Origin of the sequence: Roseovarius sp. THAF9 (genome assembly GCF_009363715.1) — a bacterium.
In the GTDB taxonomy this organism is placed as follows: domain Bacteria; phylum Pseudomonadota; class Alphaproteobacteria; order Rhodobacterales; family Rhodobacteraceae; genus Roseovarius.
Genome location: NZ_CP045404.1, coordinates 1,656,737 through 1,683,477 on the forward strand (window position 1 = coordinate 1,656,737; position 26,741 = coordinate 1,683,477).

Here is a 26,741-nt window from a genome sequence, read left to right on the forward strand (position 1 = left end):
TCTGAAGCATGGCCAGGGGGTTTTTCTCAAGCGAGGACAGGAACGGGCGCACGCTGGGCTGGCGGGCGCGGCTGGCGCTTTTGACGCTGGTGGCGCTGGCGATCGGGGTCGTCGCCGTCACCAACAGCCTGCTGACCGACCGCTTTACCGAAAACACCCGCAACCGGGCCGAATTGCGCCTTGCGCTTTACTCCGGCAATCTGCTGTCCGAGCTGCGCCAGAACGCCATCGTGCCGCAGCTTCTGGCCCGCGACCCCGCGCTCATCAGCGCGCTTGACGCGGGCAACTTTACCCAGTCATCCCAGCGCCTTATCACCTTCAACGAAGAGATCGAGGCCGCCTCGCTGACGCTTCTGGATGCCGACGGACGGGTCGTGGCCGCCACCGACCGCGCCCGCATTGGCCAGTCCGCCCGCGACGCGCCCTATTTCGTCGACACCCTGCGCAGCCGCGACAACATCTTCACCATTGTGCAGGACGAAACCGGCGCCTTCCGCTTCTTCTATTCGCGCCGCGTGGACAGCAACCAGACGCTGGCCGGCATGATCGTGGTAGAGATCAACCTGCAAAAGTTCGAACGCGCTTGGGCCGGCATTTCCGACGCCGTGCTGGTCACCGACTCGCAAGGCCGCATCATTCTTGCGACCGAGCCGCGCTGGCGCGGGCTGACCGAAGAGGCCGCGCTCACCCGCGAGCCGCCCAGCTCCGCCATCTTCCGCGCCATCCAGGCCACCACCGACTGGTCCAGCCTGCCGCCCGACGCCTATGTCGAGGGCGAGGCGGTGATGCGGGTCGAGGGCAGGGTGGCCTTCCGCGGCTGGCGCATCGCGTCCTTCACCACCTACGCCTCGGTGCGCGACAAGGTGAACGGCGTGCTGGCGCTGGAAATCATGATCTTCGCCATCCTCTTGGCGCTGGCCTTCTATTTCCTCAACCGCAAGACGGCGGCGCGCGCCTCGCTCTTTCAGCGCGAGTCGGCGGAGCTTCGCGCATTGAACGCGCGCCTGCAGCGGGAAATCGCCGAACGCCAAAGGGTGCAGGAGAACCTCGCGGTGGCCGAACAGACCCTCCAGCAAAGCTCCAAGCTGGCCGTCCTGGGCGAGATGTCGGCGGCGGTCAGCCACGAGCTGAACCAGCCCCTCGCGGCGATGAAAACCTACCTTGCCGGCGCCCGTCTTCTGCTGTCGCGGAACCGCCCCGACGAGGCCGTCAGCTCGTTCCAGCGCATCGACGACCTGATCGAGCGGATGGGCGCGATAACCAAGCAGCTGAAATCCTACGCCCGGCAGGACGGCAACCGCTTTCAGCCTGTAAACATGGGCGATGCGATCTATTCGGCGCTCGCGTTGATGGAGCCGCAGCTGCGTGAACGCAAGGTCGATATCACCCGGACCATGCCCGAGGACGCGGTCTGGGTCATGGGCGACCGGGTGCGCATCGAACAGGTCATCATCAACCTTCTGCGCAACGCCATGGATGCCACGCAAAACGAAGCCGAGGCGCGCATCGACATCCTTCTGGCCGCGGGCGAAACGGCCGTCCTCACCGTGCGCGACAACGGATCGGGCATCGCCGATATCGACAACCTGTTCGAGCCTTTCTACACCACCAAGCAGCCCGGCGACGGTGTCGGCTTGGGACTTGCCATTTCCTCGGGTATCGTAAACGACCTCGGCGGCCGTCTGACGGCGCGCAACGCCGCCAACGGGGGGGCTGTATTCGAAATGCAGCTGCCCATATTGACCGAAGACGCCCAACCGGACGCGACAAGAGCAGCGGAGTAAAAGGACATGCCGACCGCCATGAAAATCGCCATCATCGACGACGAAAAGGATATGCGCCAGTCGATCAGCCAGTGGCTGGCCCTGTCGGGCTACGACACCGAGGCGTTCCCCTCCGCCGAAGAAGCGCTCAAGGTGCTGGGGCCGGATTACCCCGGCATCGTCGTGACGGACATCAAGATGCCCGGCATGGACGGGATGCAGTTCCTAAAGAAACTGATGGGCAGCGACAGCTCTCTGCCCGTGATCATGATCACCGGCCACGGCGATGTGCCCATGGCGGTCGAGGCGATGCGCGTGGGCGCTTACGATTTCCTCGAAAAGCCGTTCAATCCCGACCGGATGAACGAATTGGCCAAGCGCGCCACCAACGCGCGCCGCATGGTGCTGGACAGCCGCGCGCTGCGGCGCGAGCTTTCCGATGGCGGCCAGCTGATGAAGAAACTCATCGGCGCCTCGCCCGTGATGGAGCGTCTCAAGGAAGACATCCTCGACTTGGGCCAGGCCGACGGCCATGTCCTGATCGAGGGCGAGACCGGCACCGGCAAGACCCTCGTGGCCCACGCCCTGCACGCCGTCGGCGCCCGCGCGGGCAAGAAATTCGTACTGATCTCCTGCTCGGGGATGGAAGAAGACGCCCTGATGAAGCGCCTTTTCGGCCCGATGCAGCCCGACGATACCCGCCTGCCTGCGGTGGAAGAGGCCCGCGGCGGCACGCTGGTGCTGGAGGATATCGAGAAACTCAGCGATGCCTCGCAGGCCAAGCTGCTGAGTTTTGTCAACGACGAAGGCACCCCGCCCGAAACCCGGGTCGTGGCCATTTCCAACATGCAGGAGCAGGACCGCACCTGCGAGGATGCACTGCGTTCGGATCTATTCTACCGCCTCGGCGCGCTGCGTATCACCGTGCCGCCCCTGCGCCAGCGGGGCGAGGATATCCTGACGCTCTTCACCCGCTTTTCCGACGCCTTTGCCGACGATTATGGTTGCGAGGCGCCGCAGGTCTCCGCGCAAGAGGCCGCGCAACTGCTGCAGGCACCGTGGCCCGGCAATGTGCGGCAACTCATCAACATCGCCGAACGCGCCGTGCTGCAATCGCGCCGCGGCTCGGGCACCATCGCCTCGCTGCTGATGTCCGACCACCAGGACATGCAGCCGGTGATGACCACCGAGGGCAAGCCGCTCAAGGAATATGTCGAGGCGTTCGAGCGCATGCTGATCGACAACACCATGCGCCGCCACAAGGGCTCGATCGCCTCGGTCATGGATGAACTATGCCTGCCGCGCCGCACCCTGAACGAGAAGATGGCGAAATACGGCCTGCAACGCTCGGACTACCTCTGACCGGGCCGGAACCGGGTCACTTTCCGCGCGTTTCTCCTGCGACACGTAAAGGAGAGCAGCATGACCCGTACAGCAATCATCACCGGCGCCGGCTCGGGCATCGGCGCCGCCACTGCCAAACGCTTTGCCGAGGACGGCTGGAACGTCGTCCTGAACGGCCGCACCCGTGACAAGCTTGACGCCGTCGCGGGCGAGCTGCCGGAAATGGGCGTCCGGGTCGTCGATGGCGACGTGTCCAAACCCGACGATGCCGAGCGGCTGGTCACCGAAGCCGTCGAGAGCTTCGGCGGCCTTACCTGTCTGGTAAACAACGCCGGCATCGCACGCGGCGGTGCGCCCGGCGACCTCAGCCTTGAGGATTTCAACGCCCAGATGAACATCAATGCCGGCGGCGTCTTCAACTGCGTGACCGCGGCCCTGCCGGAACTGAAAAAGGCCGATGGCGCGTGCATCGTCAACACGTCCTCGGTCTCCGGCCTTGGCGGCGACTGGACGATGTTCGGCTACAATGCCTCCAAGGGCGCGGTCAGCAACATGACCCGTGCCATGGCGCTGGACCTCGCGCCGGACATCCGCGTCAACGCCGTGGCACCGTCGCTGACCGACACCGAGATGACCGCGGGCATGCAGGACGACACCGACCTTATGACCCGCTTTGCCGAGCGCATCCCGATGGGCCGCGGGGCGCAACCCGCCGAAGTGGCCAGCGTTATCGCCTTTCTGGCCTCGCATGATGCTCGGTTCGTGAACGGCGTGGTCCTGCCCGTGGATGGCGGGCTTTCGGCCTCGAACGGTCAGCCGAACTTCGCGGCCTGACCGGCTGCCTCCCACGCGTCTTTTGCGCCGCGTGGGAGGCTTTTTCCTGTGGATGCTTTCCTTTCGTGCGCCGTCGCGCCGGCGCGAATTGCAACGCAGGCACGATTACCCATTGTGTTTTACCGCCTTCCGCCCTTATTTAGGAGATATGCTCCACCAATTGTGGACCATTTCAGAGTTTCGCTGCTTCGGGCCCAGGGACGGGTGGTGAGGCAACCGATTGGGTCCCCCGAGGGACCAGGAGACGCCGGCACATCCCAAGGGATGATGCGGCACATGAACGGGGGCAGGGGACCGAGGTCCCGCAGCCCTGGAGAAGAACCGCGATGACGCGCGCGAGAACATCGACGTTCCAAAGCATGACCCGATCCGGTCGGGCCTTCCGCGCGTTGCATATCGCTCGAAAAAGACACGACCAACGCACGCTCGCTCCCCCCGGGGGCCGGCGGCCTTCGTCGTGCAACGGACATACATGGCCAAGAAAATGCTTATCGATGCCACCCACGCGGAGGAAACCCGCGTCGTGGTGGTGGACGGAAACAAGGTCGAGGAATTCGACTTTGAATCGGAAAACAAGCGCCAGCTAGCTGGCAACATCTATCTCGCAAAGGTTACACGGGTCGAACCGTCGCTTCAGGCGGCCTTCGTCGATTACGGCGGCAACCGCCACGGCTTCCTCGCCTTTTCCGAGATTCACCCCGATTACTACCAGATCCCCGTGGCCGACCGCGAGGCGCTGCTGGAAGAGGAACGCGCCTATGCCGAGGCGATGAAGGCGCGCGACGAGGAAGACGAAAAACCCAAGCCCAAGCGCAGCCGCCGGCGGCGCTCGTCCAAGGCAGCCGAGGCCGACAATGGCGATTCCGTCGCCAAGTCGGATATCGACGGCATGGAGACCATCGACCTCGACGACGAGGCGGCGAATGACGACGAAGGTCTGTCGCCGATGGAAACCGTGGCCGAAACCCCGGTGGAGGAACCCCAGGACGACGACACCGCCGAGACCGGTACACCGGAGGCAAAAGACGCCGAAACCGGTGCCGATGCCAATGATGCGGCTCAAGACGAGTCCGAAGATGACGAAGACGAGCCCAAGTCGAAGCGCTCCGATGCGTCCTCCAAGGACGAGTCCATCGAATCCGTCGCCGATGACGACGACCAAGAGGATATCCGCCCGCCGCGCAAACCGCGCCCGCGTCGCTACAAGATCCAGGAAGTCATCAAGGTCCGCCAGATCCTGCTGGTGCAGGTCGTCAAGGAAGAGCGCGGCAACAAGGGCGCAGCCCTCACCACGTATCTCAGCCTCGCCGGTCGTTACTGCGTCCTGATGCCCAACACCGCACGCGGCGGCGGCATCTCCCGCAAGATCACCAATGCGACCGACCGCAAGAAGCTGAAAGAGATCGCCAACGAGATCGACGTGCCCCAGGGCGCGGGCCTGATCGTGCGCACGGCGGGCGCCAAGCGCACCAAGTCCGAGATCAAGCGCGACTACGAATACCTGCAACGCCTGTGGGAGCAAATCCGCGAGCTGACGCTGAAATCCATCGCGCCCGCCAAGATCTACGAAGAGGGCGACCTGATCAAACGCTCGATCCGCGACCTTTACAACCGCGAGATCGACGAGGTCCATGTCGAGGGCGAGCGCGGCTACCGCATCGCCAAGGACTTCATGAAGATGATCATGCCGTCCCACGCCAAGAACGTGAAGCAATACACCGATACCTTGCCGCTCTTCGCGCGCTACCAGGTGGAATCGTACCTCGCGGGCATGTTCAACCCCACTGTGCAGCTGAAATCCGGCGGCTATATCGTCATCGGCGTGACCGAGGCGCTGGTGGCCATCGACGTCAACTCCGGCCGCGCCACCAAGGAAGGCTCGATCGAGGACACCGCGCTCAAGACCAACCTGGAGGCCGCCGACGAAGTCGCCCGCCAACTGCGCCTGCGCGACCTTGCCGGCCTGATCGTGATCGACTTCATCGACATGGACGAGCGCAAGAACAACGCCGCCGTCGAAAAGCGCATGAAGGACCGGCTCAAGACCGACCGCGCCCGCATCCAGGTGGGCCGCATCTCGGGCTTCGGCCTGATGGAGATGTCGCGTCAGCGTCTGCGCCCCGGCATGCTCGAGGCCACGACCCAGCCGTGCCCCTCCTGCCACGGCACCGGCCTCATCCGCTCGGACGACAGCATGGCCCTCTCCATCCTGCGCCAGATCGAGGAGGAGGGCACCCGCGGTCGTTCCCGCGAAGTGCTGGTGAAATGCCCCGTGGCCATCGCCAACTTCCTGATCAACCAGAAACGCGAGCACGTCGCGCAGATCGAGGGCCGCTACGGCCTGTCGGTGCGGATCGAGGGCGACCCGACGCTGGTCAGCCCCGACTTCACGCTCGAAAAGTTCAAGACCGCGTCCCGCGTGGTGAAACAGACCTCTGCCGCCGTGGTGTCGGTCGACAGCTCGCTGATGGACGATATCGACGACGCTGCCGACGCCGAGACGCCCGATCCCGCCGAGGCCCCGCCCGCGCCCGAGAACGAGGGCAATGAGGGCGGCAACAACAACGGCGGCAATGACGGGGGCGACGGCCAACCCAAGAAGAAGCGCCGCCGCCGGCGTCGGCGCTCGCGCTCGAAATCGGGCAATGGCGAAAACGGGCAGAACCAGAACGGCGATCAGCAGGAGAATGGTCAGCCCTCTGGCGACGGTACGTCCGACCAAAAGGACGAGACGCCGAAGGACGACGCACCGGCCCAGCCCGTCGCAGCCGAGTCCGAAAACGCCTCCGAAGAGGCCCCGAAAGAGGACAAGCCCAAGCGCGTGAGCCGCTCTCGCAAGAAAAAGACCGACGACGCGCCTAAGGAAGAGGCCGCCGCCGAGACCCCGTCCGAGACGGCCGAGATCGCGCCCGAGGACAAACCTGCGGAGAAGCCGAAGCCCAAGCCGCGCTCGCGCAAGAAAAAGGAAGAGCCTGCGCCCGAAGAGGCGACCGCAGAGGCAACGCCCGAGCCGGCGGCAGAGCCGGCACCCGAGGCCGCCGAAGCCTCATCCGAGCCCGAGGCGAAGCCGGCCCGCAAACGCGCTCCGCGCAAGAAGCCCGAGCCGGTCGCCGCCGAGGCCGCCGACAGGGCCGAGACCGCTACGCCCGAGCCGGCCGAGGACAAGCCCAAGCGCAAGGGCTGGTGGTCCTTCGGCAGCTAAGTTGCTCTGACTGAAACATGAAACGCCGGGGCAGGACCCCGGCGTTTTTTTGTGCTGCGCGGCGGTCCAAGACCCGCCCGTCCCGGGCCTGACCCGGGACCCCCGACCGTAGAGATTCCGGATCAGGTCCGGGATGAGCGCCGGGTCCACCCGGCGCTCACTCCTTCGTCTCGTCCACCGGCACGTACAAATCCCCGCCTTCGCGGAACTTGGAGGCCATCTTCTCCATTCCTTCCTTCTGCGCCTCGGCCCGGATGTCGTGGCTGATCCGCATCGAGCAGAATTTCGGCCCGCACATCGAACAGAAATGCGCCACCTTGTGCGCTTCCTTTGGCAGGGTCTGGTCATGGAACTCCCGCGCCGTTTCCGGGTCCAGCGACAGGTTGAACTGATCCTCCCAGCGGAACTCGAACCGGGCGCGGCTCAGCGCATCGTCGCGCCGTTGCGCCCCGGGCAGACCCTTGGCCAGATCGGCGGCGTGGGCCGCGATCTTGTAGGTGATCACGCCGGTCTTCACATCGTCCCGGTCGGGCAGGCCCAGATGCTCCTTCGGCGTCACGTAGCACAGCATCGCGCAGCCGAACCAGCCGATCATCGCCGCGCCGATCCCGCTGGTGATATGGTCATACCCCGGCGCGATATCCGTGGTGAGCGGTCCAAGCGTATAGAACGGCGCCTCGTGGCAGCACTCCAATTGCTTGTCCATGTTCTCCTTGATCTTGTGCATGGCCACATGGCCCGGCCCCTCGATCATCACCTGGCAATCCTTGGCCCAGGCGATCTTGGTCAATTCGCCCAGCGTCTCCAATTCGGCGAACTGCGCTTCGTCATTGGCATCCGCGATGGACCCGGGCCGCAGCCCGTCGCCAAGGCTGAACGACACGTCATAGGCCCGGCAAATGTCGCAGATCTCCTCGAAATGCTCATAGAGAAAGCTTTCGCGGTGATGGTGCAGGCACCACTTGGCCATGATCGACCCGCCACGCGACACGATGCCCGTCACCCGGTCCACCGTCATCGGCACCATGTGCAACCGCACGCCGGCATGGATGGTGAAATAATCCACGCCCTGTTCCGCCTGTTCGATCAGCGTGTCACGGAACACCTCCCAGGTCAGGTCCTCGGCGATCCCGTTCACCTTCTCCAGCGCCTGGTAGATCGGCACGGTCCCGATCGGCACAGGGCTGTTGCGAATGATCCATTCCCGCGTGTTGTGAATGTTGCGCCCGGTGGAAAGGTCCATCACCGTGTCCGCGCCCCAGCGGATTGCCCACACCAGCTTGTCCACTTCCTCCTCCATCGAGGATGTGACGGCGGAGGTGCCCATGTTGGCGTTGATCTTCACCAGGAAATTGCGCCCGATGATCATCGGCTCGCTTTCGGGGTGGTTGATGTTGGCCGGGATGATCGCCCGGCCCGCGGCCACCTCGTTACGCACGAATTCGGGCGTCACGTAATCGGGTATATTGGCGCCCCAGTCATTGCCGTCGCGGGCTTCGGACACGGCCTCGCGCATCTGGTTCTCGCGGATCGCGATGAACTCCATCTCCGGCGTCACGATGCCAGCACGGGCATAGGCCAGCTGGGTGACAGGTTTGCCGTCCCTGGCCCGCATCGGTGCGGCAATATTGGGAAATTCCGGCGTCAGTCGGTCGCCTTCGACGAAACCGTTATCCTCGGGCTTCACATGACGGCCCTCGTATTCCTCGACATCGCCGCGCGCCTCGATCCAGTCGCGGCGCAGGCGGGGCAGCCCTTCGCGGATATCGGTCAGAACATTCGGGTCGGTATAGGGCCCGGAACTGTCATAGACGGGCAGGGGTTCCTCGCCGGACGTGGGATGCACGGAAATCTCGCGCATCGGCACGCGGATCTCGGGGTGTTGCGTGCCTTTCACGTAGATCTTGCGCGACGCGGGCAGCTCGCCCGTGGTGATCTTGGGATTGGGTACGTTCATTTTGGCGCTCCTCAAGCGATTACTCGAAAAGACACCAGATGAGTCGTGGCTTGAGGGAAACGCGGGGGCGATGCGCCCCGTCTTCGGAAAACAGTGCCCGGATGTCCGGGGATGCGATCCTAGCTTCCTACGCCAGTGTCAACTGGGTCAGGTTCAAAGGGTCGCGTCACCGGGCACATGCCCTGTCAGCCTCTCAGTCCCCTGGGCGGGACCCCCCTGCGTAAGCGAGAGGCTAGCGAAGCGCCGCCGTCATTTCAACGGACAATCGGGAAAAGTCTTGGGCGGTGCGGATCAGACCGGCACATCGTCGTAATTGCGCCGGGTCGTCGGGGCGGTGTCCTTGATATCCACCTTCATCGCCACGCCCATCATCTCCATCATCCGCCGCGTTTCTTCGGTATAGTCCGTGAACGCCTTCTTCATGAAATCGCTTTGCACCTGCATCAGCTCCTGCGGCGTTTTGCAGGCCAGCATCGCGCGCTGCGCCTCCAGGTCCTTCTCCAGCCGTTCGGACATGAAGCGCATGCTTTCCTGCACCATGTCGAACCATGCGGTCGTCGCCACCGGGCTGAACGCGGCCATCGCGGCCGCCATGCCAGCATGGGCCGGGTCGGTCGCGTCCGGGGTTTCGGTGGGTTTCTTCGTCGATTTTGCCATCTGCGCCACTCCTTCCGAGCTTCGGCAAAGGCCGCGGTGGCGCGGTCTTTGCGGGAACGTCTTCCGATCTGGCACAACACACCGAAACACGCGCCTCGCGCCATTCGGGAACGTAACAATTATATGACGTGGCTCCCCTGAGGTACAGCGCAACCGGCCTGCCGCCCCCTGCGCCGTTGTCGCACCCCGCGCGTTTCAGCCCTTGCGCACCCGGTAAAGCGTAACAGCCCCGTCCTCGACCGTCTCGATCAGCTCATGCCCCGCCTCGGCGCAGAAATGCGGCACGTCGATCACCGCCGCCGGGTCATCCGCCCGCAGCACCACCACCTCGCCCGCACCAAGCGGCTTCATCCGCTTGCGCAGCTTCAGCACGGGCAGGGGGCACAAGAGCCCCACGGCGTCGATGGTCTCAGGTTCGCTCATGCGCGTGGAGGTAATCCAACCGTTACAGCCTGTCCACCGAGATGTGACCCGCCCGTGACCCCACGCCGCGTGACGCCCCCCGAATTTTGCACTAGACGAAAGGCATGTTCGGAATCGATCTCATAGACGCCACCCTGATCCCCGCCATGGCCATCGCGCTCGTGGCCGGCGTCTTCTCGTTTCTCAGCCCCTGCGTACTGCCCATCGTGCCGCCCTACCTCGCCTACATGAGCGGCGTCACCGTGACCGACCTGCAGTCCGAGCGCACCACGCGCAACAAGGCGATTCTGCCCGCGCTTTTCTTCGTGCTGGGCCTGTCGACCGTGTTCCTGTTCCTCGGCTTCGCCGCCTCGACCTTTGGCCGCGCGTTCCTGCAATACCAGGACTACTTCAACACCGCCGCGGGCCTCATCGTGATGATCTTCGGCCTGCATTTCCTTGGCATCTTCCGCATCGGCATCATGGACCGCGAGGCGCGCCTCGACGTGGGCGACAAGGGCGGCACCACGTTCGGCGCCTATATTCTCGGTCTCGCCTTCGCCTTCGGCTGGACGCCCTGCATCGGCCCGCAGCTGGGCGCGATCCTGTCTCTGGCGGCGTCCGAAGCCTCGGTCACCCGCGGCACGCTGCTGCTCGCGGTCTATGCCGCGGGGCTTGGCATTCCCTTCCTGCTGGTCGCCGCGTTCCTGCCGCGCCTGACCGGCCTGATGGCCTGGATGAAACGCCACATGGATCAGATCGAGCGCATCATGGGCCTGCTCCTCTGGACCATCGGCCTCTTGATGCTGACGGGTGGGTTCGCCGCCTTCTCCTACTGGCTGCTCGAGATGTTCCCGGCGCTGGCACTGGTGGGCTAAAGCCTTACTCTCGCCCCAATAATGGGCTAATGTGGCAGCAAGAAGAGGCCAAGACAGGTCTGGCATGAGCAGCCCCACCCAAGCCCCCGTCACCCGCCGCCGGGTGTTCTACCTACCGGGATACGATCCCATCCATCCCCGCCGCTACCGCGAGCTCTACCGCAAGGAGGGCGCGGAACAGGCGGGCCTCTCGGGCTATGACCTCGCCCTGTCGGCCCGGACCTCCGAAGGCCGCTATGGCTGGCAAGTGGATGCGTATATCGACGGGCACGACATCCATACCGAGTTCGACGTGCTGGTCTGGTCCGACATTGTCCGCGACAGCATGGAACGCGGCATCGCCGGCACCTACCTGCAACTCATCCGCACCGCCTGGACCTATATCGCCTCCGGCGCGCTCTTTCGTCTGATGCGCCTGCGCAAGGGGCCGGTCATCGCGGCCCTCTACCCAGTCGGGTTCCTGCTGGTGCAACTGGCGCTGGCGCTGCTGCTTGCTTTCGGCGTCTGGTACGGATTTGTCGCAGGGTGGGAAGCCCTGTTTCGCAAGCCCGATCAGTGGTTTTCCGACGGTTTCACCTTTGCAATCTATGCTGGAATTCCCATAAGCCTTGTCGCAGCCTACCTGCTTCTGCGCTGGTTCAAGGCCCGCGACAACAAGCTCTTCGCCTATTACCTCATGCACGACTACGCCTATTCGGCCCAGTCCAAGGGCGCCAACCCGCCCGAGCTCGAGGCCCGCATGGCCGAATTCACCACCGAGATCGCCGCCGCACTCACCACGGACGTGGACGAGGTTCTGGTGGTCGGCCATTCCTCCGGCGCGCATCTGGGCGTCTCCATCCTCGCGGACCTCATCCGGGCAGGCCGCATGCCGGAAAACGGCCCGACACTCTCGTTCCTCACGCTGGGGCAGGTCGTTCCTATGGTGTCCTTCCTGAAAGACGCCCACCGCCTCCGCGCAGACCTGCACTACCTCTCGACCCGCGAGGAACTCGCCTGGGTCGACGTCACCGCCCCCGGCGACGGCTGCGCCTTCGCGCTCTGCGATCCCGTCGCCGTCTCCGGCGTTGCGCCGGAAAATCAACGCTGGCCCCTGATCCTCTCGGCGGCCTTCACCCAGACCCTCAGCCCGGAACGTTGGAAGGCCCTGCGCTGGCGCTTCTTCCGCCTGCATTTCCAGTATCTCTGCGCCTTCGACCGCCCCGGCGATTACGACTATTTCCAGATCACCGCCGGGCCGCAAACTCTCGGCGAACGCTACGCCGACCGCGCCCCGTCCCCCAGCCGCATCACCCGCGCCACCTCCCGCTTCACGAGCATGGCCGCATGAGCCAGCCGCCCAAGCCGCCCGCCCGGACGGGCCGCGTTTCGCTCTGGCGCTACATGCGCCTCTTCCGGGCCGACATCCTCTCCGCCCAGCCCGCAAGGCTCTACCGCGCCTGGATGGCCGAATTCCGCACGCCGTTCTTCCGCTCCTACCTCTGCAACCAGCCCGAACTGGTCGACCTTGTGCTGAAAGACCGCCCCGACGATTTCCCGAAATCCGACCGCGTCCGCGAAGGGCTCACGCCGCTTCTGGGCAATTCTGTCTTCGTCACCAATGGCGAGACATGGAAACGCCAGCGCCGCATCATAGACCCCGCCTTCGAGGGGGGACGTCTGCGCGATACCTTCCCCGCCATGCTGGCCGCGGGGCAGGGGGCCGTGGCGCGCCTCGCCGATCACGCCACCGGCCAGCCCGTCGAGATCGAGGCCGAGACCAGCCACGTCGCCGCCGACGTGATTTTCCGCACGCTCTTCTCGATCCCGATCGAGGATGAGATTGCCACCCGAGTCTTCAACGAGTTCCGCGAGCATCAGCGCACCCAGCCGATGCTGAACCTCGCCGCCTTCCTGCCTTTGCCGCGCTGGTTCCCGCGCTTTCACAGGGGCAAGACCAAGGCGACGGCCCGTACCATCCGCGACCTCATCACCCGCCTGACAACCCGTCGAATGGACGAGATTGCGGTGGGCACCGCGCCGGACGATCTTGCCACCAAGATCATGACCACCACCGACCCCGAAACCGGTGACCGCTTCGACACCGCAGAGATGGTTGACCAGGTGGCGATCTTCTTTCTCGCCGGGCACGAGACGTCGGCCTCGGCGCTTGCCTGGGCGCTCTACTTGCTGGCGATGCACCCCGATTGGCAGGAGCGTCTGGCGTCGGAGGCGCAAGAGGTTCTGACCGATGGCAGCATGGCCTTCTCGGACATGGGCAAACTGCGCCTTTCCCGCGACGTCTTTCGCGAAACCCTGCGCCTGTATCCGCCCGTGCCGATGATGGTGCGCGAGGCCGCCTGTCCTGAGCGGTTCCGCGACCGGCAGGTCCCGAAAGGCAGCCAGATCGTCCTCAGCCCCTGGCACCAGCACCGCCACGAACGGCTCTGGGACCGCCCGGACGACTTCGACCCCGCGCGCTTTGGCACCGAGAACGGACGGGCCTGTCTGCGCAACGCCTACATGCCGTTCTCTGCCGGACAGCGCGTCTGCACCGGGGCCGGGTTCGCCATGATCGAAGGGCCATTGCTTTTGTCCATGCTCGTGGCCGCCTATCGCTTCGAACTGGTCGCGGACCGTCCCGCCATGCCGGTCGCGTACCTTACCGTGCGCGGCAAGGACGGTATCTGGCTCAAGGTCACACCGCGCTAGGGGCCGGGGCAAATCTTTTCAAAAAAGATTTGCCAAAAGCTTTGAGAAAGCTTTTGGCCTCAACACCAGACCGACACGCGGTCATTGTTGCAGAAGATGACAACCTGTCCCGCGTTCTCAACCGCATGATACCCCCGCCGCGCGATCTCGCGCCGAAACCGGTCGCGCCCGACGATCCTCTCTATGTCCCGAACGCTGCGGCGGACGACACCGCCCTCCCGAGCGGCTTTCGCGTCGAAGATCTTGCGCATCCAAATGTCGGCGGGCAGGCAAAGGCGAAGCTCTGACATGGGTTCATGCTGGCCCAAACATGGTTAATACCAAGTAAAAAGCGCGCGGTCACTTAATCCCGTCTCTTGCAAGAAATGGCACCGACGCGTTGCTACCCGAATACCGACGCAATACCGACGTGCAATTTCGGGCGCCGCGTCCGGGTTAACTCTTGTCCCTGTAATGCCGCAGCACGTATAGCCGGATCGCGGAGGCCAGCCCCATTTCCACGCCCCGCGCCTCGTCGATCCGCGCGGCCAACACGTTGACGGGCACATCTTCTTTCGCCGCTATCTCTCGGAAACACTTCCAGAATTCGTCTTCCAGAGAAACGCTGGTCCGATGCCCGCGCAGGGTGAGCGACCGTTTGACCGGCCGGCTCACTCTTCGTCCAGGCGATGCTGCCGCAGCGCGTCCCGCGCCTTTTTCGCCCGCGCTTCATCCATCTGTCGCTCGACCTTGGTGCGCCCGAATTTCACAGCGTTTTCATCCGCTTGCGCTCTCTTCTTCGCGTTATTCTTCGCCTTCCGAAAGCAGTTCAGATTGACGATCTCGCTCATGCGTCTTTCGGGCCGATCATGTCCTCGGGCCGCACCACCTCGTCAAAGGTCTTCTCATCCACGAACCCAAGTGAAATTGCCTCTTCTTTCAAGGTGGTACCGTTTTTGTGCGCGGTCTTGGCCACCTTGGTCGCGTTGTCATACCCAATGGTCGGCGCCAGCGCGGTCACGAGCATCAGGCTTTCCTTCATCAGCTTGTCGATCCGGGGCTCGTTGGCCTCGATCCCCAGCAGCATACGTTCCGTGAAACTGTCCGCTGCGTCACCCAAAAGCTGTATGGATTGCAACAGGTTATACGACATCATCGGGTTGTAGACATTGAGCTCGAAATGCCCCTGCGACCCGGCGAACTTGATCGCGGCGTCGTTGCCCATCACGTGGGCCGCCACCTGCGTCAACGCCTCGGCCTGTGTCGGGTTCACCTTGCCCGGCATGATCGACGAGCCAGGCTCATTCTCCGGCAGGATCAACTCGCCGAGGCCTGACCGCGGCCCCGAGCCCAGGAATCTGATATCATTGGCAATTTTATAGCAGCTTCCCGCAACGGTCGCGATTGCTCCGGACAGGAAGACCATCGCGTCATGCGCGGCCAGCGCCTCGAACTTGTTGGGCGCGGTGACAAAGGGCAGACCTGTGATCTCGGCCATATTCGCGGCCACGGCCTCACCCCAGCCCTTGCGGGTGTTGAGGCCGGTTCCCACGGCGGTTCCACCCTGCGCAAGTTCGTAAATGCCCGGCAGCCCGGCTTCAACCCGAGCGATGCCCTGGCGAACCTGGTGCGCGTAGCCCGAGAATTCCTGCCCCAGTGTTAGCGGCGTCGCATCCTGCGTATGGGTACGACCGATCTTGATTATATCTTTGAATTCATTGGATTTAGTTCCCAGAGCTTCGGCAAGCTTTACAAGCCCCGGAAGCAGAACGTCACGCACCGACATGGCCGTTGCGATATGCATCGCGGTCGGGAAGGTGTCGTTTGAGGATTGCCCCATGTTGCAATGATCGTTGGGGTGCACCGGGTCCTTGCTGCCTATCTCTCCGCCCAGGATTTCAATGGCGCGATTGGCGATCACCTCGTTGGAATTCATGTTCGACTGTGTGCCGGACCCCGTTTGCCATACTGCCAGCGGGAAATGGTCGTCCAGCTTGCCCCCGACCACTTCGCCTGCCGCCTCGATGATTGCGTCGGCCAGCTTGGCGTCCAGCGCGCCCGATTCCTTGTTGGCCATAGCGCAGGCCTTCTTGATCACTCCCAGCGCACGGACGATTGCCACCGGCTGTTTTTCCCAGCCAATGGGGAAGTTCATCAACGAGCGCTGCGTTTGCGCGCCCCAATATTTCTCCGCCGGAACCTCCAGCGGGCCGAAACTGTCGGATTCTGTGCGAGTGGCGGTCATTGGGGAGTCTCCTGGAACTTCGTTTGGCGCTTCATATCCGACCGGGTGAAAATATCAACGCTGCATACGGCAGAATACCGTATGCACGTATCAGCCGACGTTACTTGCGGAAACTATCGAGGCTGACCACCTCGGCATCGCGCGGCTTGGTCGCGTCTTCCGCCTCGATGTCTTGCTCATCCAGTGCCGCCTCGTCGCCATCCTCTTCCTCGTCATCCTCCTCGGACTCGTCCTGCGATTCGAAGCGCAGGCCGAACTCCACCGAAGGATCGACAAAGGTCTGTATCGCATCATAGGGGATGTAGAGCGTCTCGGGGCTGTCGCCGAAGTTGAGCGTCACGGTGAACCCCTCGTCGGTGACGTCGAGGTTGTCGAACCAGTGTTGCATCACGACGGTCATCTCGTTCGGGTAGCGTTCGCGTAGCCAATCGGCCAGCTCAGCATCGGGGTGGGTCGTTTCGAAAGTGATGAAGAAATGATGTGCGCCCGGCAACCCGTTGTCGCGCACATCGCACAATACTTCCTGGATCAGGCCGCGCATGGCCCGGTGCATCAGTTTTCCGTAATCGATTGAATGCGGCATCTTCATCCCCGAACCTTTCGGTCTTCACAATAAGGGATTCGAAGCAAAACAAAAGAGGCCGCGCAGCTTAGGTCAGCAAATCAATGCCCCAAGCCAGCAGCGCCATGACGACAAGCCCGGAGACCATGGGCACGCGCAGCCCCAGGTAGATAAAGCCGGCAAGCAGGACGAGCGCGGCGTTCTGCACAGAGAAACTGTCGAGGCGCAGGGTCGGGACTATGGCACCTTTACCGACATCGGTGAACAGCACGTGCAGGGTAAACCAGACGGCAAGATTGAGAATCACGCCCGCCACGCTGGCCGATATGGCGTCAAAAGCTCCTTTAAGCCGGGGACGCGCCAGCAGCGCCTCGACATAGGGCGCGGCGGCAAAGATCCACAGAAAGCACGGGACGAAAGTGACCCAAAGCGTGACCGACGCCGCAACCATTGCAAGGCCCGGTCCACCTTGCAAGAAACCCGCCATGAAACCCGCGAACTGGGTCACAAGGATCAACGGTCCCGGCGTCGTTTCCGCAAGCCCGAGCGCGTCGATCATCTGGTCTGTGCTGAGCCAGCCGTAAGACTGAACAATTTCCTGCGTCATGTAGGCCAGAACGGCATAAGCGCCGCCGAAGGTGACCACCGCGAGCTTGGAAAAGAACAGGCCGAGTTGCAATAGCAGGGTCGCGTCGAGCGCCCAGAGGGTCAGCAAGGGGGCGGCCCAGATCGCGCCCCATGTCGCCACGGTGCGCATCGTGCCAGCCCGCGTTACAACCGGCACGGGCGGATCATCCGTGGCGCCGGGCCGCACCGAGACCAGCCCTATAACGGCGGCCACCGCGATGATGGCAGGGAAGGGCACCGAGAAGAGAAAGATCGCAATGAAAGAGCCCAGCGCGAGCGTCAGGGCCGGTCCGCCCCGAAGCGCGCGGCGCGCCAGCTTGTAGAGCGCCTGGAACACGATCACCACCACCGCCGCCTTGATGCCCGCGAACACGGTCTGAACGACCGGCATCTGGCCGAAATAGGCGTATCCGAACGCCAGCGCAAAGATCACCGCTGCACCGGGCAGCACGAAGAGCAGTCCGGCCAAAAGACCGCCCCTGACGCCGCGCAGCTTCCATCCGGCATAGGTGGCCAGCTGCATCGCCTCGGGACCGGGCAGAAGCATGCAGAACGACAGCGCCTGAAGGAATTGATTTTCGGTCAGCCATTTATGGCGGTCCACCAACTCAGTCTGCATCAGGGAAATCTGCGCAGCCGGACCACCGAAAGACAGTATCCCGATTCGCCCGAACACGCGGAACATCTTGTTAAGCGATACCGTCATCGCGCATTCCGCGTCACTGGCCAGTCATGGCCTTCGTCATACCCGTCCCGGGCCCATCGGTACAGCGCATCGTAGATCGCTAAACCGGCCTGCAACTGTTCATGATCATTGCGAAACTGCCGTGACAGGCCGGCCGAAACCGCCAGCAGGCCCGCGGCCGCCGGGTGCAGGTCGTGCCGGTTGATATCCGCACCACGAACGACCAGTGCAAGTCGAGCCAAGGCGTCAGAGGTCAGATGAAACTCGGCACACATCGTATCGAAGGTGCAGGTGTCGCCGCGATGGGTCCAGAAGACGCCCTCGACGTCAAAGGCTGTCGCCCCGAAGCGATCCGCGACATCGGAGACTTCTGACGGAGAGACGAACAGAAACCTTGCCTTCGGGTCGACAAAGCGCCGGATCAGCCAGGGGCAAGCAATGCGGTCGATTTTGGGTCGGTGGCGCGTCACCCAAATGGTATGCCCGTCGTTGGCCGGAGGCAGTGCGCTTGCCGGGACACGCATCGCGTCCTTCGTGTCGCGCCAAGCCTGCACGCCTCCTTCCAAGTATTCGGCATGGATGCCGTCACCGGCCAGCCAAGCCGCAACGCCCTGGCTGAGTTTTCGGCCTTTCTGACAAATGATGACGGCCCGGCGCCCCGGCGTCAGCCGCGCCCGGATCCCGGCTATGTCGGTATACGGATGCCGACGCGCACCGGGGATAAGAAAAGGATCGGCCCCGAAATCGTCTTCCAGGCAGATATCGAACAGGTCCGGACAGTCCGGCGTTCCGATCAGGCGGTCGAGTTGGGGTACGGTTATTCCATTGTGCGGGGCCATGGCACATCCTCTGCTGACAGCGTTGCCGCGATTGCGCAACGTCCAGTGGATGCGACTTTGGGCCAAAGCCTCACGGGGCAGTCGCAAATACGCCCCATACCTAAGCGTGGCCAGCTTTGTAACGTCTGTCAATGCGCATTGGAACAGCACGTGCCGTTCGCGCGTTCAGAGGTATTGAAGGAGTTTTTTTCATGACGCTCACCACGTCTGCCGAATACCGCGACGCACTTGCCAAACTTCAGGTTCGGATCAAGGACACGCTGGCAGGATATGATGAGATACTGGAGCGGGCCGAGCCTGATGTTCGTCCACTCATGGAAAAGTTTAGTGCCGCGCACACGGCGCACGAGTCAGATCTAGCAGCACGCCTGCGGAAACACGGTTGCGTACCGGATGAGGATGGCAGCTTCTTTTCCACAATTCAGCGCTTGGTCTTTAAGACCCGAGCGGTCTTTGATGACTTGGACGAAGACGTGCTCAATTCGGTGATCAAGGGCGAGGAACGGGTCCTGTCTCTGTATGACGCGGCCATCGCGGCGGCGCGAGACGAGGACGAGATTGCGCTTCTGAGCAGGCAGCGCGGGGAACTACATGAACTCGTTCAGACGGCGCATCGAGAGTTCAACTGAACGGCACACTTCGCACGTTTCGTTCGCGCCGACGACGCGTTCTCTATCTGTCCTGTAAAGTATCTGCGCTGTAAAATGAAAGTGCAGGCTTCTGTTGCCAGGTGCCTGCGAACCCCGCCTGACCTTGCTAGAGGCCAGGGCTTAAGAGTCGGCTACTCCGACCGCTTACGCGGCCATTGCTGCCGGAGCATTATTGTCGTTGGCAATTATGCTTAGTGAACCGATAACGGTGGTATCTCACCGGGACAAAGCTAACCCCTTTAGACGTTCGTCGATCCTGTTTCGGCCCCATATCCCTCCAACGACGGGTGATTGGTGGAGCCGCCGGGTACCGCCCCCGGGTCCGATCCGCTTATTACGAGCGCGTTTATGTCCATAGTCCCAAAGGACAACTGAAATATAAGCCTGTAGTTCGGATTTGCAACGGGTCGCGGACGGCAAAGTGCCTTATTAACAATCGAATCCCAGCGTTTTATGCTTTGTGAACCAGCAGACTGGGCTCATGCCGACGCATGTTATCAGCGATATTTGCACCGAAATACACGAAAGGGATGTCGTTTGCAGTTGGATTTCAGCCGCAATTCGTTGCAGTTCCGCCGACAAACGCGTTAGGCTTGCGTCGGCAGGGTAGTCCGTGGGTGAGCCATGGGACCCTGAAGGAAAAATGTGCGCCCAGCCGATAAAGAGCATCAATGAACGGCGCGCAACAGGAGGGATAAACATGTTCAAAAAGATCATGGCTCCGGTTGATTTGGCACATAAGGATCGCCTCGAAAAGGCGCTTAAATGTACCGGCGACCTGGCCAAGCACTATGGTGCCGAGGTGATTTTTGTCGGCGTCACCACCTCGACGCCCAGTTCGACCGCGCATACGCCAGAAGAATATGGCAAAAAGCTCGATGCTTTCGCTAAGGAGCAGGGCGATGCTTACGGAATCACCGCTTCGGGCGATTCTCTGGTCAGCCATGACCCGAGCTCCGATATCGACGACATTCTGCTCAAGGCCGTAAGCGACACCGGAGCCGACCTTGTCGTCATGGCCAGCCACGTACCCAATATCATGGATTACGTGTGGCCCTCGAATGGTGGCAAGATTGCCGAACACGCAAAGTGCTCCGTGATGGTGGTCCGGACCTGAGCCGACTGCTCGGTCTCGATCGACAATGACAGAAATAAGCTAGGGAGGCCGTGCATGGCCGATGAAACAACAAACCAGGGTATCCCGGAGCCGGAAGGCACCTCGGATATCATCCAGACCGATTATCAGATCGGTCAGGACAACATCGAAACGAAAATCGGGCCTTTTGGCCTCGATATTCATAACCCCGTCTTCCTGATCTCAGGCCTGTCCATTATGGCCTTCACGTTCTATTCGCTTGCCCTACCAGAGCAGGCTGCGGGCGTGTTTGACTGGCTTTTCGCCGCGGTGACCAAAGGATTCGACTGGTTCTTCCTGGGCGCGGCCAACATTTTCGTCCTTTTCTGCCTGCTTCTGATCGTGACGCCCTATGGGTCCGTCAGGTTGGGCGGGACGGATGCAACGCCGGACTACTCCTACCTCGGCTGGTTCGCGATGCTGTTCGCCGCCGGCATGGGCATCGGGCTGCTGTTCTTCGGCGTTTCCGAACCCATGAGCCACTTCTCAAGCTCGCTGGGCGGAACCTCGATGGAAGAAGGCGCTCGGACGGACTGGGCACCACTTGGGGCCGCAGGCGGCGATGAAGCGGCGGCACAGCGTCTGGGCATGGCAGCGACGATTTTCCACTGGGGCCTGCACCCTTGGGCGATCTACGCGGTTGTGGCGCTGGCACTGGCGCTTTTCTCCTACAACAAGGGCCTGCCGCTGACACTGCGCTCGGCCTTTTACCCGATCTTCGGTGACCGGGTTTGGGGTTGGACTGGCCACATCATCGACACGCTGGCCGTGTTTGCAACGCTCTTCGGCCTTGCCACATCGCTTGGCTTCGGCGCAGAGCAGACGGCATCGGGTCTGACCTACCTCTTCGGCAGCGGTGACGCGGCAGAGGGCACGCGGTCGTTCTTGGGCATTGCCTATGGCAACAGCGAGGAGAGCGGCGTCGAGAACAATCCGCTTCTGCTGGTGCTTCTGATTTCGGCCATTACCGCGGTCGCTCTGGTCTCGGTGGTCAGGGGGCTCGATGGCGGCGTAAAGGTCCTGTCCGAGATCAACATGGGTCTTGCGGCCCTGTTGCTGCTGTTCGTGTTCTTCGTGGGCGGTCCGATCTTCCTGATCACGCTGTTCTTCGACAGCATCTGGGCTTACCTGACGAACATCTTCGCCCTGTCCAACCCAGTTGGGCGCGAGGACGTAAACTTCAGCCAGGGCTGGACGTCGTTCTACTGGGCTTGGTGGATCAGCTGGTCACCCTTCGTCGGCATGTTTATCGCGCGCGTCAGCCGCGGCCGCACCGTGCGTGAATTCGTGACCTGCGTGCTGATCATTCCGACGATCGTCTGCGTCCTGTGGATGACCGTGTTCGGTGGCACGGCGCTGAACCAGGTGGTCAGCGATGGCTATACCGGTGCGAAGGATGCGGCCCTGGAACTGAAGCTGTTCTATATGCTGGATCAACTGCCGCTGGCGACGATCACCTCGGTGATCGGCATCATACTGGTGATCGTGTTCTTCGTCACCTCGTCGGACTCGGGCTCGCTGGTGATCGACACGATCACCGCAGGCGGGAAGGTCGACGCGCCGGTCGCTCAGCGCGTGTTCTGGTGCATCTTCGAAGGCGCCGTGGCGATCGTGTTGCTGATTGGCGGGGGCTTGGCTTCGCTACAATCGGCGGTGATCTCCACAGGCCTGCCGTTCACGATGGTGTTGCTGGTCATGTGCTACGCGATCTGGCGTGGACTGGCGTCGGAAAAACGCGCCTGACGGCAACGACAAACCTGACAAAACGAAGCCCCCCGGGTTCTTGCACCCCGGGGGGCTTTGCTGTTTTGTGACGGCCAACGGAAGGGAGAGCCGGAATGAGCGGGGCATTGGACATCGATTTCGTACGGGCGCAGTTTCCCGCCTTCGCGGAACCAAGCCTGAAGGGACAGGCGTTCTTCGAGAACGCGGGCGGGTCCTACACATGCGCCCCGGTGATCGACCGGCTGACGCGTTTCTACCGCCAGCGAAAGGTTCAGCCCTACGGCCCGTATGAAGCCAGTCGCCTTGGCGGCGAGGAAATGGACGAGGCCCGCACCCGACTGGCCGCGATGCTGGGTGTCGAGACCGACGAGCTGAGCTTCGGGCCCTCCACGACGCAGAACACCTATGTCCTGGCGCAGGCATTCCGCCAATGGATGAAACCGGGCGACGCGATCATCGTCACCGACCAGGATCACGAAGCCAATTCCGGCCCCTGGCGGCGGCTGGGCGACGCAGGGATCGATGTGCGTGAGTGGCGGATTGACCCCGAGACGGGCCTTCTGCGCCTCGATGACCTGGAAGACCTTCTGGACGAGAGCGTGCGACTGGTCTGCTTTCCGCATTGTTCCAACATCGTGGGGGCGGTTAATCCGGTGGTCGAGATCACCGCCGCCGCCCATGCCGCCGGAGCGTTCGTCTGTGTCGATGGGGTGTCGTATGCGCCGCACGGCTTCGTCAACGTGGGCGATCTTGGTGCCGATATCTACCTTTTCTCGGCCTACAAGACCTATGGTCCGCACCAGGGTGTGATGGTCATCCGCCGCGAACTTGGACAGATGTTGCCGAACCAGGCGCATTGGTTCAACGCCGACAACCTTTACAAGCGGTTCACACCCGCCGGTCCGGATCACGCGCAAGTGGCCGCCTGCGCGGGGATGGCGGACTATTACGATGCCCTTGCCGAGCATCACGGCATCACCGGCGATGCGGCCGGACGGACAAGCGGTGTGCATGACCTGATGCGCGGCCACGAGACCGAACTCCTGCAACCTTTGCTCGACTACCTGGCCGAAAAGAACACCTTACGCCTGATCGGGCCCCGCGATGCCTCCCTCAAGGCGCCCACAGTGGCCGTGGAACTGCCCGGAGCGGGGGCCGAAATGGCGGCGCGGTTGGCCGAACACGGTCTCATGGCCGGCGGGGGCGATTTCTACGGTGCACGCCCGTTACAGGCGATGGGGATTGATCTGGACAAGGGCGTGTTACGGCTTAGCTTCGTTCACTACACGAACAAGACCGAAGTCGACAGTCTTCTGGAGGCTTTGGAAACTTGTCTTTGATCCGCGGGGACTTGCAGGCCGTATAGCCCCTTACTGACGGGGGGCGCCGAGCACATGAGCGACACGACACCGACCATCCTTTGGCTGCGCCGCGACCTGCGGCTTTCGGACCATCCGGCCCTGACCGCCGCGATCGAACGGGGTGGGCCGGTGATCCCGGTGTTCATTCGTGACAAACTGGTGGACGATCTTGGCGCCGCGCCAAAGTGGCGGTTGGGTCTGTCGCTGGCCGACCTTGATAAAAGGCTGCGCGACAAAGGCAGCCAGATCGTGTTCCGTTCGGGCAATCCTGCCGATATCCTGCTCGACCTTGCGCGTAAGAGCGGGGCAGGGGCGGTATTCTGGTCCCGCGCCTATGACCCGGACTCGATCGAGCGCGACAAGACGGTTAAAGCGGCGCTGAAGGACGCGGATATTGAGGCTGAAAGCAATACCGGCCATCTGCTGTTTGAGCCGTGGACGGTCGAAACCAAGGCCGGCGGGTTCTACAAAGTTTATACTCCGATGTGGCGCGCCGTGCGGGACCGCGAGGTAGACGCGCCCTTGTCGGCCCCCTCCAAAATTCCGGCGCCGGAGAGTTGGCCCGAAAGTGACGCGCTGGACGACTGGAAGATGGGCGCGGCGATGGACCGTGGTGCAGAGGTCTGCCTGGCGCACCAGCGCGTGGGCGAGGAGGCGGCACATGGCCGTCTGGGTTGGTTCACTGGTCACGCAATCGGCGACTACAAGAAGAACCGTGATTTTCCGGCTGAGGACGGCACATCGGGCCTGTCCGAGAACCTGACCTATGGCGAGATTTCCCCGGCGCAATGCTGGCACGCCGGGCAACGCGCGCTTCACGAAGGCGGCGGCAAGAGTGCCGAGACCTGGCTTCAGGAACTGGTCTGGCGCGAGTTCGCCTACCACCTGATTTATCACACCCCACGCATCAAGGACGACAACTGGCGCGAGGAGTGGGATGCTTTCCCCTGGAACGAGGACGAGCGCCGCGCCGAGGTCAAGGCTTGGAAACAGGGCCGCACCGGCGAGCCCTTCGTCGATGCCGCCATGCGCGAAATGTACGTGACCGGCAAGATGCACAACCGGGCCCGGATGATCGTGGCCAGCTACCTGACGAAGCATCTGATGACCCACTGGAAAGTGGGACAGGCCTGGTTCGACGACTGCCTGACGGACTGGGATGTGGCATCGAACGCCATGGGCTGGCAATGGGCGGCGGGCAGCGGCCCGGACGCCACCCCCTATTTCCGTGTCTTCAACCCCGAGACGCAACTGGACAAGTTCGACCCCGACGGCGCCTATCGGCGCCGCTGGATCGCCGAGGGGTACAGTCAGCCCACCAAAACCGCGCTAAGCTATTTCGAGGCCATGCCTCGCAGTTGGACCATTCAACCCGATAACGAGTATCCTGAGCGTGTGATCGGCCTCTCCGAAGGTCGGCAACGCGCATTGGAAGCGTATGAAGCGAGACCGTTTTGAAAGCACTGAGAACACCTTTGGGCACCGCCCGCGTACCTACTCCGGATGGCGGCACAGTGATGTCTTCTGCCACCGAGAGCGTATTGACTGACACTGACGGCCAGACCGGGCTTCCACGTTATTTCGCGCGGATGTTTGCAGTGGCCCGGACGCTTCAGCATGGCCGATTGGACATCGGATTGGACGATGGCCGGGTGTTTCGCGCCGAGGGGGCGGGGCCGGGGCCGGTGGCGCGCATCGACATTCACAATGACGAGCTGTTCTCGCGGATGCTGCGCGAGGGGTACCTTGGCTTTTGCGACGCCTACCTCGATGAATGGTGGACCACGCCGGACCTTCAGGCCTTCATGGACCTCGTCAACAGCGACAATGACGACATGTACAACGGCTATCCGGGGCAGAAGTTGGTTGAGCTTTACGAAAAGCTGCGCTTCTGGTTCCAGCGCAATACCCGAAAGCAGGCGCGGCGCAACATCAGCTATCACTACGATTTGGGCAATGATTTTTACCGGCTTTGGCTGGACGACACCATGACCTATTCCAGCGCCATCTTCGAGAGAGGGCAGGAGAGCCTAGAGGCGGCGCAGACGGCGAAATACGCCTCAATGGTCGATCAGATGGGTGCTGCTGCGGGCGACCACGTGCTGGAGATCGGCTGTGGATGGGGTGGGTTCGCAGAATATGCGGCGGGCCAGCGAGGGCTGCGCGTCACATGCCTGACCATAAGTGAAGAACAGTTCAAGTATGCCCAAGAGCGGATTGAAAAGGCGGGGCTTTCCGAGCTCGTGACGTTCAAGCTTCAGGATTATCGTGACGAGAACGGGCTGTATGACGGCATCGCCAGTATCGAGATGTTCGAGGCTGTGGGCGAGCGGTATTGGCCGGTCTACTTTGACACGGTACATGACCGCCTCAAGCCCGGCGCGCAGGCGACGCTTCAGATCATCACCGTGGGTGATGAGCGTTTCGAGACGTATCGCAGGGATGTCGACTTTATCCAGAAGTACATTTTCCCGGGAGGCATGCTGCCCAGCCCCGCAGCCCTCAGGGCACAAGTCGAGAAAGCCGGCCTTCTCGTCCGGCAATCCATCGAGTTCGGTGAAAGTTACAGTCAGACGCTCCGCCGCTGGCACGACACGTTCAACGAAAAGTGGGAGCAGATTGCCGAGATGGGCTTTGACGAACGCTTTCGCCGGATGTGGAATTTTTACCTGACCTCTTGTGCGGCAGCGTTTCATGCGGGTAACTGCGATGTGACACAGATCACAATCGCGAGGCCCGCAGAGGAATGCCCGTAACCGATAGTATGCCGACAACCGGTCGAGGCGTCGCCGCCATATTGATGGCGATCCTTGCCTGGTATGCCTCCGAGATGTTTCGCCCGCTCATGCCCGAAGGTACCGGGTTCGGCTGGTTCAACGAGGTGAATGTGGCGCTTGGTCTGTTGATGGGCTGGGTGGTCATTGGCTCAAGGCTTAACTACGGATACAGCAACGCGATCGGCGCAGGCTTGACCGGCGTGGGTGCGATGGTGTTTTGGGCGCTTTTTCTGCAAAGCTTCAACGAGATGCTGCGCCTCGCGCTGGAAAATCGCTATGACGGACCGGTTGAAGGGATCATCGCGATTTTCGAGCTTGGTATCGATTACCTGTTCACCATGTGGCACATCCCGCTGATCGTTCTGCTTGTGGGCGGAGGGATCGTGATCGGCCTCGTGTCGGAATGGGTCGCGCGGCGCTGGCGCTGA

General features: G+C 62.5%; 24 protein-coding genes, 1 other RNA gene and 1 riboswitch. Of the genes, 14 read left to right on the forward strand and 11 right to left on the reverse strand.

What is annotated here, in order from left to right; all coding sequences use genetic code 11:
- The first annotated feature begins 8 nt into the window (after window positions 1–8).
- The 4 genes from FIU86_RS08170 (at window position 9) to FIU86_RS08185 (ending at window position 7,143) form a co-directional block, all read left to right on the forward strand.
- Entirely contained in the window at window positions 9–1,784 is a 1,776-nt protein-coding gene (locus FIU86_RS08170; RefSeq protein WP_152474630.1) for an ATP-binding protein, read from the forward strand.
- 6 nt (window positions 1,785–1,790) lie between these two features.
- Window positions 1,791–3,125 carry a sigma-54 dependent transcriptional regulator gene (locus FIU86_RS08175; RefSeq protein WP_152474631.1) on the forward strand — a complete coding sequence of 445 codons (1,335 nt, stop codon included), beginning with the start codon at window positions 1,791–1,793 and terminating at the stop codon, window positions 3,123–3,125.
- Between the two features lie 60 nt (window positions 3,126–3,185).
- Entirely contained in the window at window positions 3,186–3,941 is a 756-nt protein-coding gene (locus FIU86_RS08180) for an SDR family NAD(P)-dependent oxidoreductase (protein WP_152474632.1), read from the forward strand.
- A 472-nt stretch (window positions 3,942–4,413) separates the two neighbouring features.
- Complete coding sequence (locus FIU86_RS08185) at window positions 4,414–7,143, forward strand: ribonuclease E/G (RefSeq protein ID WP_152474633.1); 2,730 nt, start codon at window positions 4,414–4,416, stop codon at window positions 7,141–7,143.
- Between the two features lie 157 nt (window positions 7,144–7,300).
- Here FIU86_RS08185 and thiC read toward each other — a convergent pair whose 3' ends face one another.
- The 3 genes from thiC to FIU86_RS08200 all read right to left on the reverse strand — a co-directional run bounded on the left by thiC (window position 7,301) and on the right by FIU86_RS08200 (window position 10,180).
- Complete coding sequence (thiC, locus tag FIU86_RS08190) at window positions 7,301–9,100, reverse strand: phosphomethylpyrimidine synthase ThiC (protein ID WP_152474634.1); 1,800 nt, start codon at window positions 9,098–9,100, stop codon at window positions 7,301–7,303.
- A gap of 107 nt (window positions 9,101–9,207) precedes the next feature.
- Window positions 9,208–9,328, reverse strand: a riboswitch (TPP riboswitch).
- Between the two features lie 63 nt (window positions 9,329–9,391).
- Window positions 9,392–9,757: a phasin family protein gene (locus tag FIU86_RS08195; RefSeq protein ID WP_152474635.1), complete on the reverse strand. Its 366-nt coding sequence runs from the start codon at window positions 9,755–9,757 to the stop codon at window positions 9,392–9,394.
- A 195-nt stretch (window positions 9,758–9,952) separates the two neighbouring features.
- A complete protein-coding gene (locus tag FIU86_RS08200; protein WP_152474636.1) occupies window positions 9,953–10,180 on the reverse strand; it encodes a sulfurtransferase TusA family protein in 228 nt (75 codons plus the stop codon).
- A 104-nt stretch (window positions 10,181–10,284) separates the two neighbouring features.
- Between FIU86_RS08200 and FIU86_RS08205 the strand changes: the two genes are divergently transcribed.
- The 3 genes from FIU86_RS08205 to FIU86_RS08215 all read left to right on the forward strand — a co-directional run bounded on the left by FIU86_RS08205 (window position 10,285) and on the right by FIU86_RS08215 (window position 13,728).
- Window positions 10,285–11,037 (forward strand): cytochrome c biogenesis CcdA family protein, encoded by a 753-nt coding sequence (locus FIU86_RS08205; RefSeq protein WP_152474637.1) that lies wholly within the window; start codon window positions 10,285–10,287, stop codon window positions 11,035–11,037.
- Window positions 11,038–11,101: 64 nt separating this feature from the next.
- The gene (locus FIU86_RS08210) at window positions 11,102–12,367 is read left to right on the forward strand and encodes a hypothetical protein (protein WP_152474638.1); all 1,266 of its coding nucleotides are present in this window, start codon (window positions 11,102–11,104) and stop codon (window positions 12,365–12,367) included.
- Window positions 12,364–13,728, forward strand: coding sequence for a cytochrome P450 (locus FIU86_RS08215; protein ID WP_152474639.1), 1,365 nt, complete (start codon window positions 12,364–12,366; stop codon window positions 13,726–13,728). The genes FIU86_RS08210 and FIU86_RS08215 overlap by 4 nt, the downstream gene beginning before the upstream one ends.
- A gap of 59 nt (window positions 13,729–13,787) precedes the next feature.
- Here FIU86_RS08215 and FIU86_RS08220 read toward each other — a convergent pair whose 3' ends face one another.
- The 7 genes from FIU86_RS08220 to FIU86_RS08250 all read right to left on the reverse strand — a co-directional run bounded on the left by FIU86_RS08220 (window position 13,788) and on the right by FIU86_RS08250 (window position 18,665).
- The gene (locus FIU86_RS08220) at window positions 13,788–14,018 is read right to left on the reverse strand and encodes an N-(5'-phosphoribosyl)anthranilate isomerase (protein ID WP_152474640.1); all 231 of its coding nucleotides are present in this window, start codon (window positions 14,016–14,018) and stop codon (window positions 13,788–13,790) included.
- Between the two features lie 145 nt (window positions 14,019–14,163).
- Window positions 14,164–14,382 carry a ribbon-helix-helix domain-containing protein gene (locus FIU86_RS08225; RefSeq protein WP_152474641.1) on the reverse strand — a complete coding sequence of 73 codons (219 nt, stop codon included), beginning with the start codon at window positions 14,380–14,382 and terminating at the stop codon, window positions 14,164–14,166.
- Window positions 14,379–14,558, reverse strand: coding sequence for a DUF4169 family protein (locus tag FIU86_RS08230; RefSeq protein WP_152474642.1), 180 nt, complete (start codon window positions 14,556–14,558; stop codon window positions 14,379–14,381). The genes FIU86_RS08225 and FIU86_RS08230 overlap by 4 nt, the downstream gene beginning before the upstream one ends.
- The gene (gene fumC, locus FIU86_RS08235) at window positions 14,555–15,952 is read right to left on the reverse strand and encodes a class II fumarate hydratase (RefSeq protein ID WP_152474643.1); all 1,398 of its coding nucleotides are present in this window, start codon (window positions 15,950–15,952) and stop codon (window positions 14,555–14,557) included. Before fumC ends, FIU86_RS08230 begins: the two co-directional genes overlap by 4 nt.
- Before the next feature lie 100 nt (window positions 15,953–16,052).
- A complete protein-coding gene (locus FIU86_RS08240; protein ID WP_152474644.1) occupies window positions 16,053–16,535 on the reverse strand; it encodes an SspB family protein in 483 nt (160 codons plus the stop codon).
- Between the two features lie 67 nt (window positions 16,536–16,602).
- Entirely contained in the window at window positions 16,603–17,847 is a 1,245-nt protein-coding gene (chrA, locus tag FIU86_RS08245) for a chromate efflux transporter (RefSeq protein ID WP_152474645.1), read from the reverse strand.
- Window positions 17,844–18,665, reverse strand: coding sequence for a sulfurtransferase/chromate resistance protein (locus FIU86_RS08250; protein ID WP_152474646.1), 822 nt, complete (start codon window positions 18,663–18,665; stop codon window positions 17,844–17,846). Before FIU86_RS08250 ends, chrA begins: the two co-directional genes overlap by 4 nt.
- A gap of 191 nt (window positions 18,666–18,856) precedes the next feature.
- Here FIU86_RS08250 and FIU86_RS08255 point away from each other — a divergent pair, with 191 nt between their 5' ends.
- Complete coding sequence (locus FIU86_RS08255) at window positions 18,857–19,294, forward strand: DUF2383 domain-containing protein (RefSeq protein WP_172977468.1); 438 nt, start codon at window positions 18,857–18,859, stop codon at window positions 19,292–19,294.
- A gap of 80 nt (window positions 19,295–19,374) precedes the next feature.
- Here the strand turns inward: FIU86_RS08255 and ssrA are convergent.
- Window positions 19,375–19,723, reverse strand: a transfer-messenger RNA (tmRNA) gene (ssrA, locus tag FIU86_RS08260).
- 292 nt (window positions 19,724–20,015) lie between these two features.
- Here ssrA and FIU86_RS08265 point away from each other — a divergent pair.
- From FIU86_RS08265 to FIU86_RS08290, 6 genes are all read left to right on the forward strand, one after another.
- The gene (locus FIU86_RS08265) at window positions 20,016–20,432 is read left to right on the forward strand and encodes a universal stress protein (protein WP_152474648.1); all 417 of its coding nucleotides are present in this window, start codon (window positions 20,016–20,018) and stop codon (window positions 20,430–20,432) included.
- Between the two features lie 54 nt (window positions 20,433–20,486).
- Entirely contained in the window at window positions 20,487–22,193 is a 1,707-nt protein-coding gene (locus FIU86_RS08270) for a BCCT family transporter (protein WP_152474649.1), read from the forward strand.
- Between the two features lie 95 nt (window positions 22,194–22,288).
- On the forward strand, window positions 22,289–23,515 hold the full coding sequence (locus tag FIU86_RS08275; RefSeq protein WP_152474650.1) for an aminotransferase class V-fold PLP-dependent enzyme: 1,227 nt from the start codon (window positions 22,289–22,291) through the stop codon (window positions 23,513–23,515).
- 54 nt (window positions 23,516–23,569) lie between these two features.
- Window positions 23,570–24,994 (forward strand): deoxyribodipyrimidine photo-lyase, encoded by a 1,425-nt coding sequence (locus FIU86_RS08280; RefSeq protein WP_152474651.1) that lies wholly within the window; start codon window positions 23,570–23,572, stop codon window positions 24,992–24,994.
- A 59-nt stretch (window positions 24,995–25,053) separates the two neighbouring features.
- Window positions 25,054–26,292, forward strand: a complete 1,239-nt coding sequence (locus tag FIU86_RS08285; protein ID WP_152474652.1) for a cyclopropane-fatty-acyl-phospholipid synthase family protein — start codon at window positions 25,054–25,056, stop codon at window positions 26,290–26,292.
- An 8-nt stretch (window positions 26,293–26,300) separates the two neighbouring features.
- A complete protein-coding gene (locus FIU86_RS08290) occupies window positions 26,301–26,741 on the forward strand; it encodes a TrgA family protein (protein ID WP_152474653.1) in 441 nt (146 codons plus the stop codon).

Coding starts and splice junctions, on each gene's coding strand:
- FIU86_RS08170 (WP_152474630.1), top strand. CDS start 9: ATGGCCAGGGGGTTTTTCTCAAGCGAGGACAGGAACGGGCGCACGCTG.
- FIU86_RS08175 (WP_152474631.1), top strand. CDS start 1,791: ATGCCGACCGCCATGAAAATCGCCATCATCGACGACGAAAAGGATATG.
- FIU86_RS08180 (WP_152474632.1), top strand. CDS start 3,186: ATGACCCGTACAGCAATCATCACCGGCGCCGGCTCGGGCATCGGCGCC.
- FIU86_RS08185 (WP_152474633.1), top strand. CDS start 4,414: ATGGCCAAGAAAATGCTTATCGATGCCACCCACGCGGAGGAAACCCGC.
- thiC (WP_152474634.1), bottom strand. CDS start 9,100: ATGAACGTACCCAATCCCAAGATCACCACGGGCGAGCTGCCCGCGTCG.
- FIU86_RS08195 (WP_152474635.1), bottom strand. CDS start 9,757: ATGGCAAAATCGACGAAGAAACCCACCGAAACCCCGGACGCGACCGAC.
- FIU86_RS08200 (WP_152474636.1), bottom strand. CDS start 10,180: ATGAGCGAACCTGAGACCATCGACGCCGTGGGGCTCTTGTGCCCCCTG.
- FIU86_RS08205 (WP_152474637.1), top strand. CDS start 10,285: ATGTTCGGAATCGATCTCATAGACGCCACCCTGATCCCCGCCATGGCC.
- FIU86_RS08210 (WP_152474638.1), top strand. CDS start 11,102: ATGAGCAGCCCCACCCAAGCCCCCGTCACCCGCCGCCGGGTGTTCTAC.
- FIU86_RS08215 (WP_152474639.1), top strand. CDS start 12,364: ATGAGCCAGCCGCCCAAGCCGCCCGCCCGGACGGGCCGCGTTTCGCTC.
- FIU86_RS08220 (WP_152474640.1), bottom strand. CDS start 14,018: ATGTCAGAGCTTCGCCTTTGCCTGCCCGCCGACATTTGGATGCGCAAG.
- FIU86_RS08230 (WP_152474642.1), bottom strand. CDS start 14,558: ATGAGCGAGATCGTCAATCTGAACTGCTTTCGGAAGGCGAAGAATAAC.
- fumC (WP_152474643.1), bottom strand. CDS start 15,952: ATGACCGCCACTCGCACAGAATCCGACAGTTTCGGCCCGCTGGAGGTT.
- FIU86_RS08240 (WP_152474644.1), bottom strand. CDS start 16,535: ATGCCGCATTCAATCGATTACGGAAAACTGATGCACCGGGCCATGCGC.
- chrA (WP_152474645.1), bottom strand. CDS start 17,847: ATGACGGTATCGCTTAACAAGATGTTCCGCGTGTTCGGGCGAATCGGG.
- FIU86_RS08250 (WP_152474646.1), bottom strand. CDS start 18,665: ATGGCCCCGCACAATGGAATAACCGTACCCCAACTCGACCGCCTGATC.
- FIU86_RS08255 (WP_172977468.1), top strand. CDS start 18,857: ATGACGCTCACCACGTCTGCCGAATACCGCGACGCACTTGCCAAACTT.
- FIU86_RS08265 (WP_152474648.1), top strand. CDS start 20,016: ATGTTCAAAAAGATCATGGCTCCGGTTGATTTGGCACATAAGGATCGC.
- FIU86_RS08270 (WP_152474649.1), top strand. CDS start 20,487: ATGGCCGATGAAACAACAAACCAGGGTATCCCGGAGCCGGAAGGCACC.
- FIU86_RS08275 (WP_152474650.1), top strand. CDS start 22,289: ATGAGCGGGGCATTGGACATCGATTTCGTACGGGCGCAGTTTCCCGCC.
- FIU86_RS08280 (WP_152474651.1), top strand. CDS start 23,570: ATGAGCGACACGACACCGACCATCCTTTGGCTGCGCCGCGACCTGCGG.
- FIU86_RS08285 (WP_152474652.1), top strand. CDS start 25,054: ATGTCTTCTGCCACCGAGAGCGTATTGACTGACACTGACGGCCAGACC.
- FIU86_RS08290 (WP_152474653.1), top strand. CDS start 26,301: ATGCCGACAACCGGTCGAGGCGTCGCCGCCATATTGATGGCGATCCTT.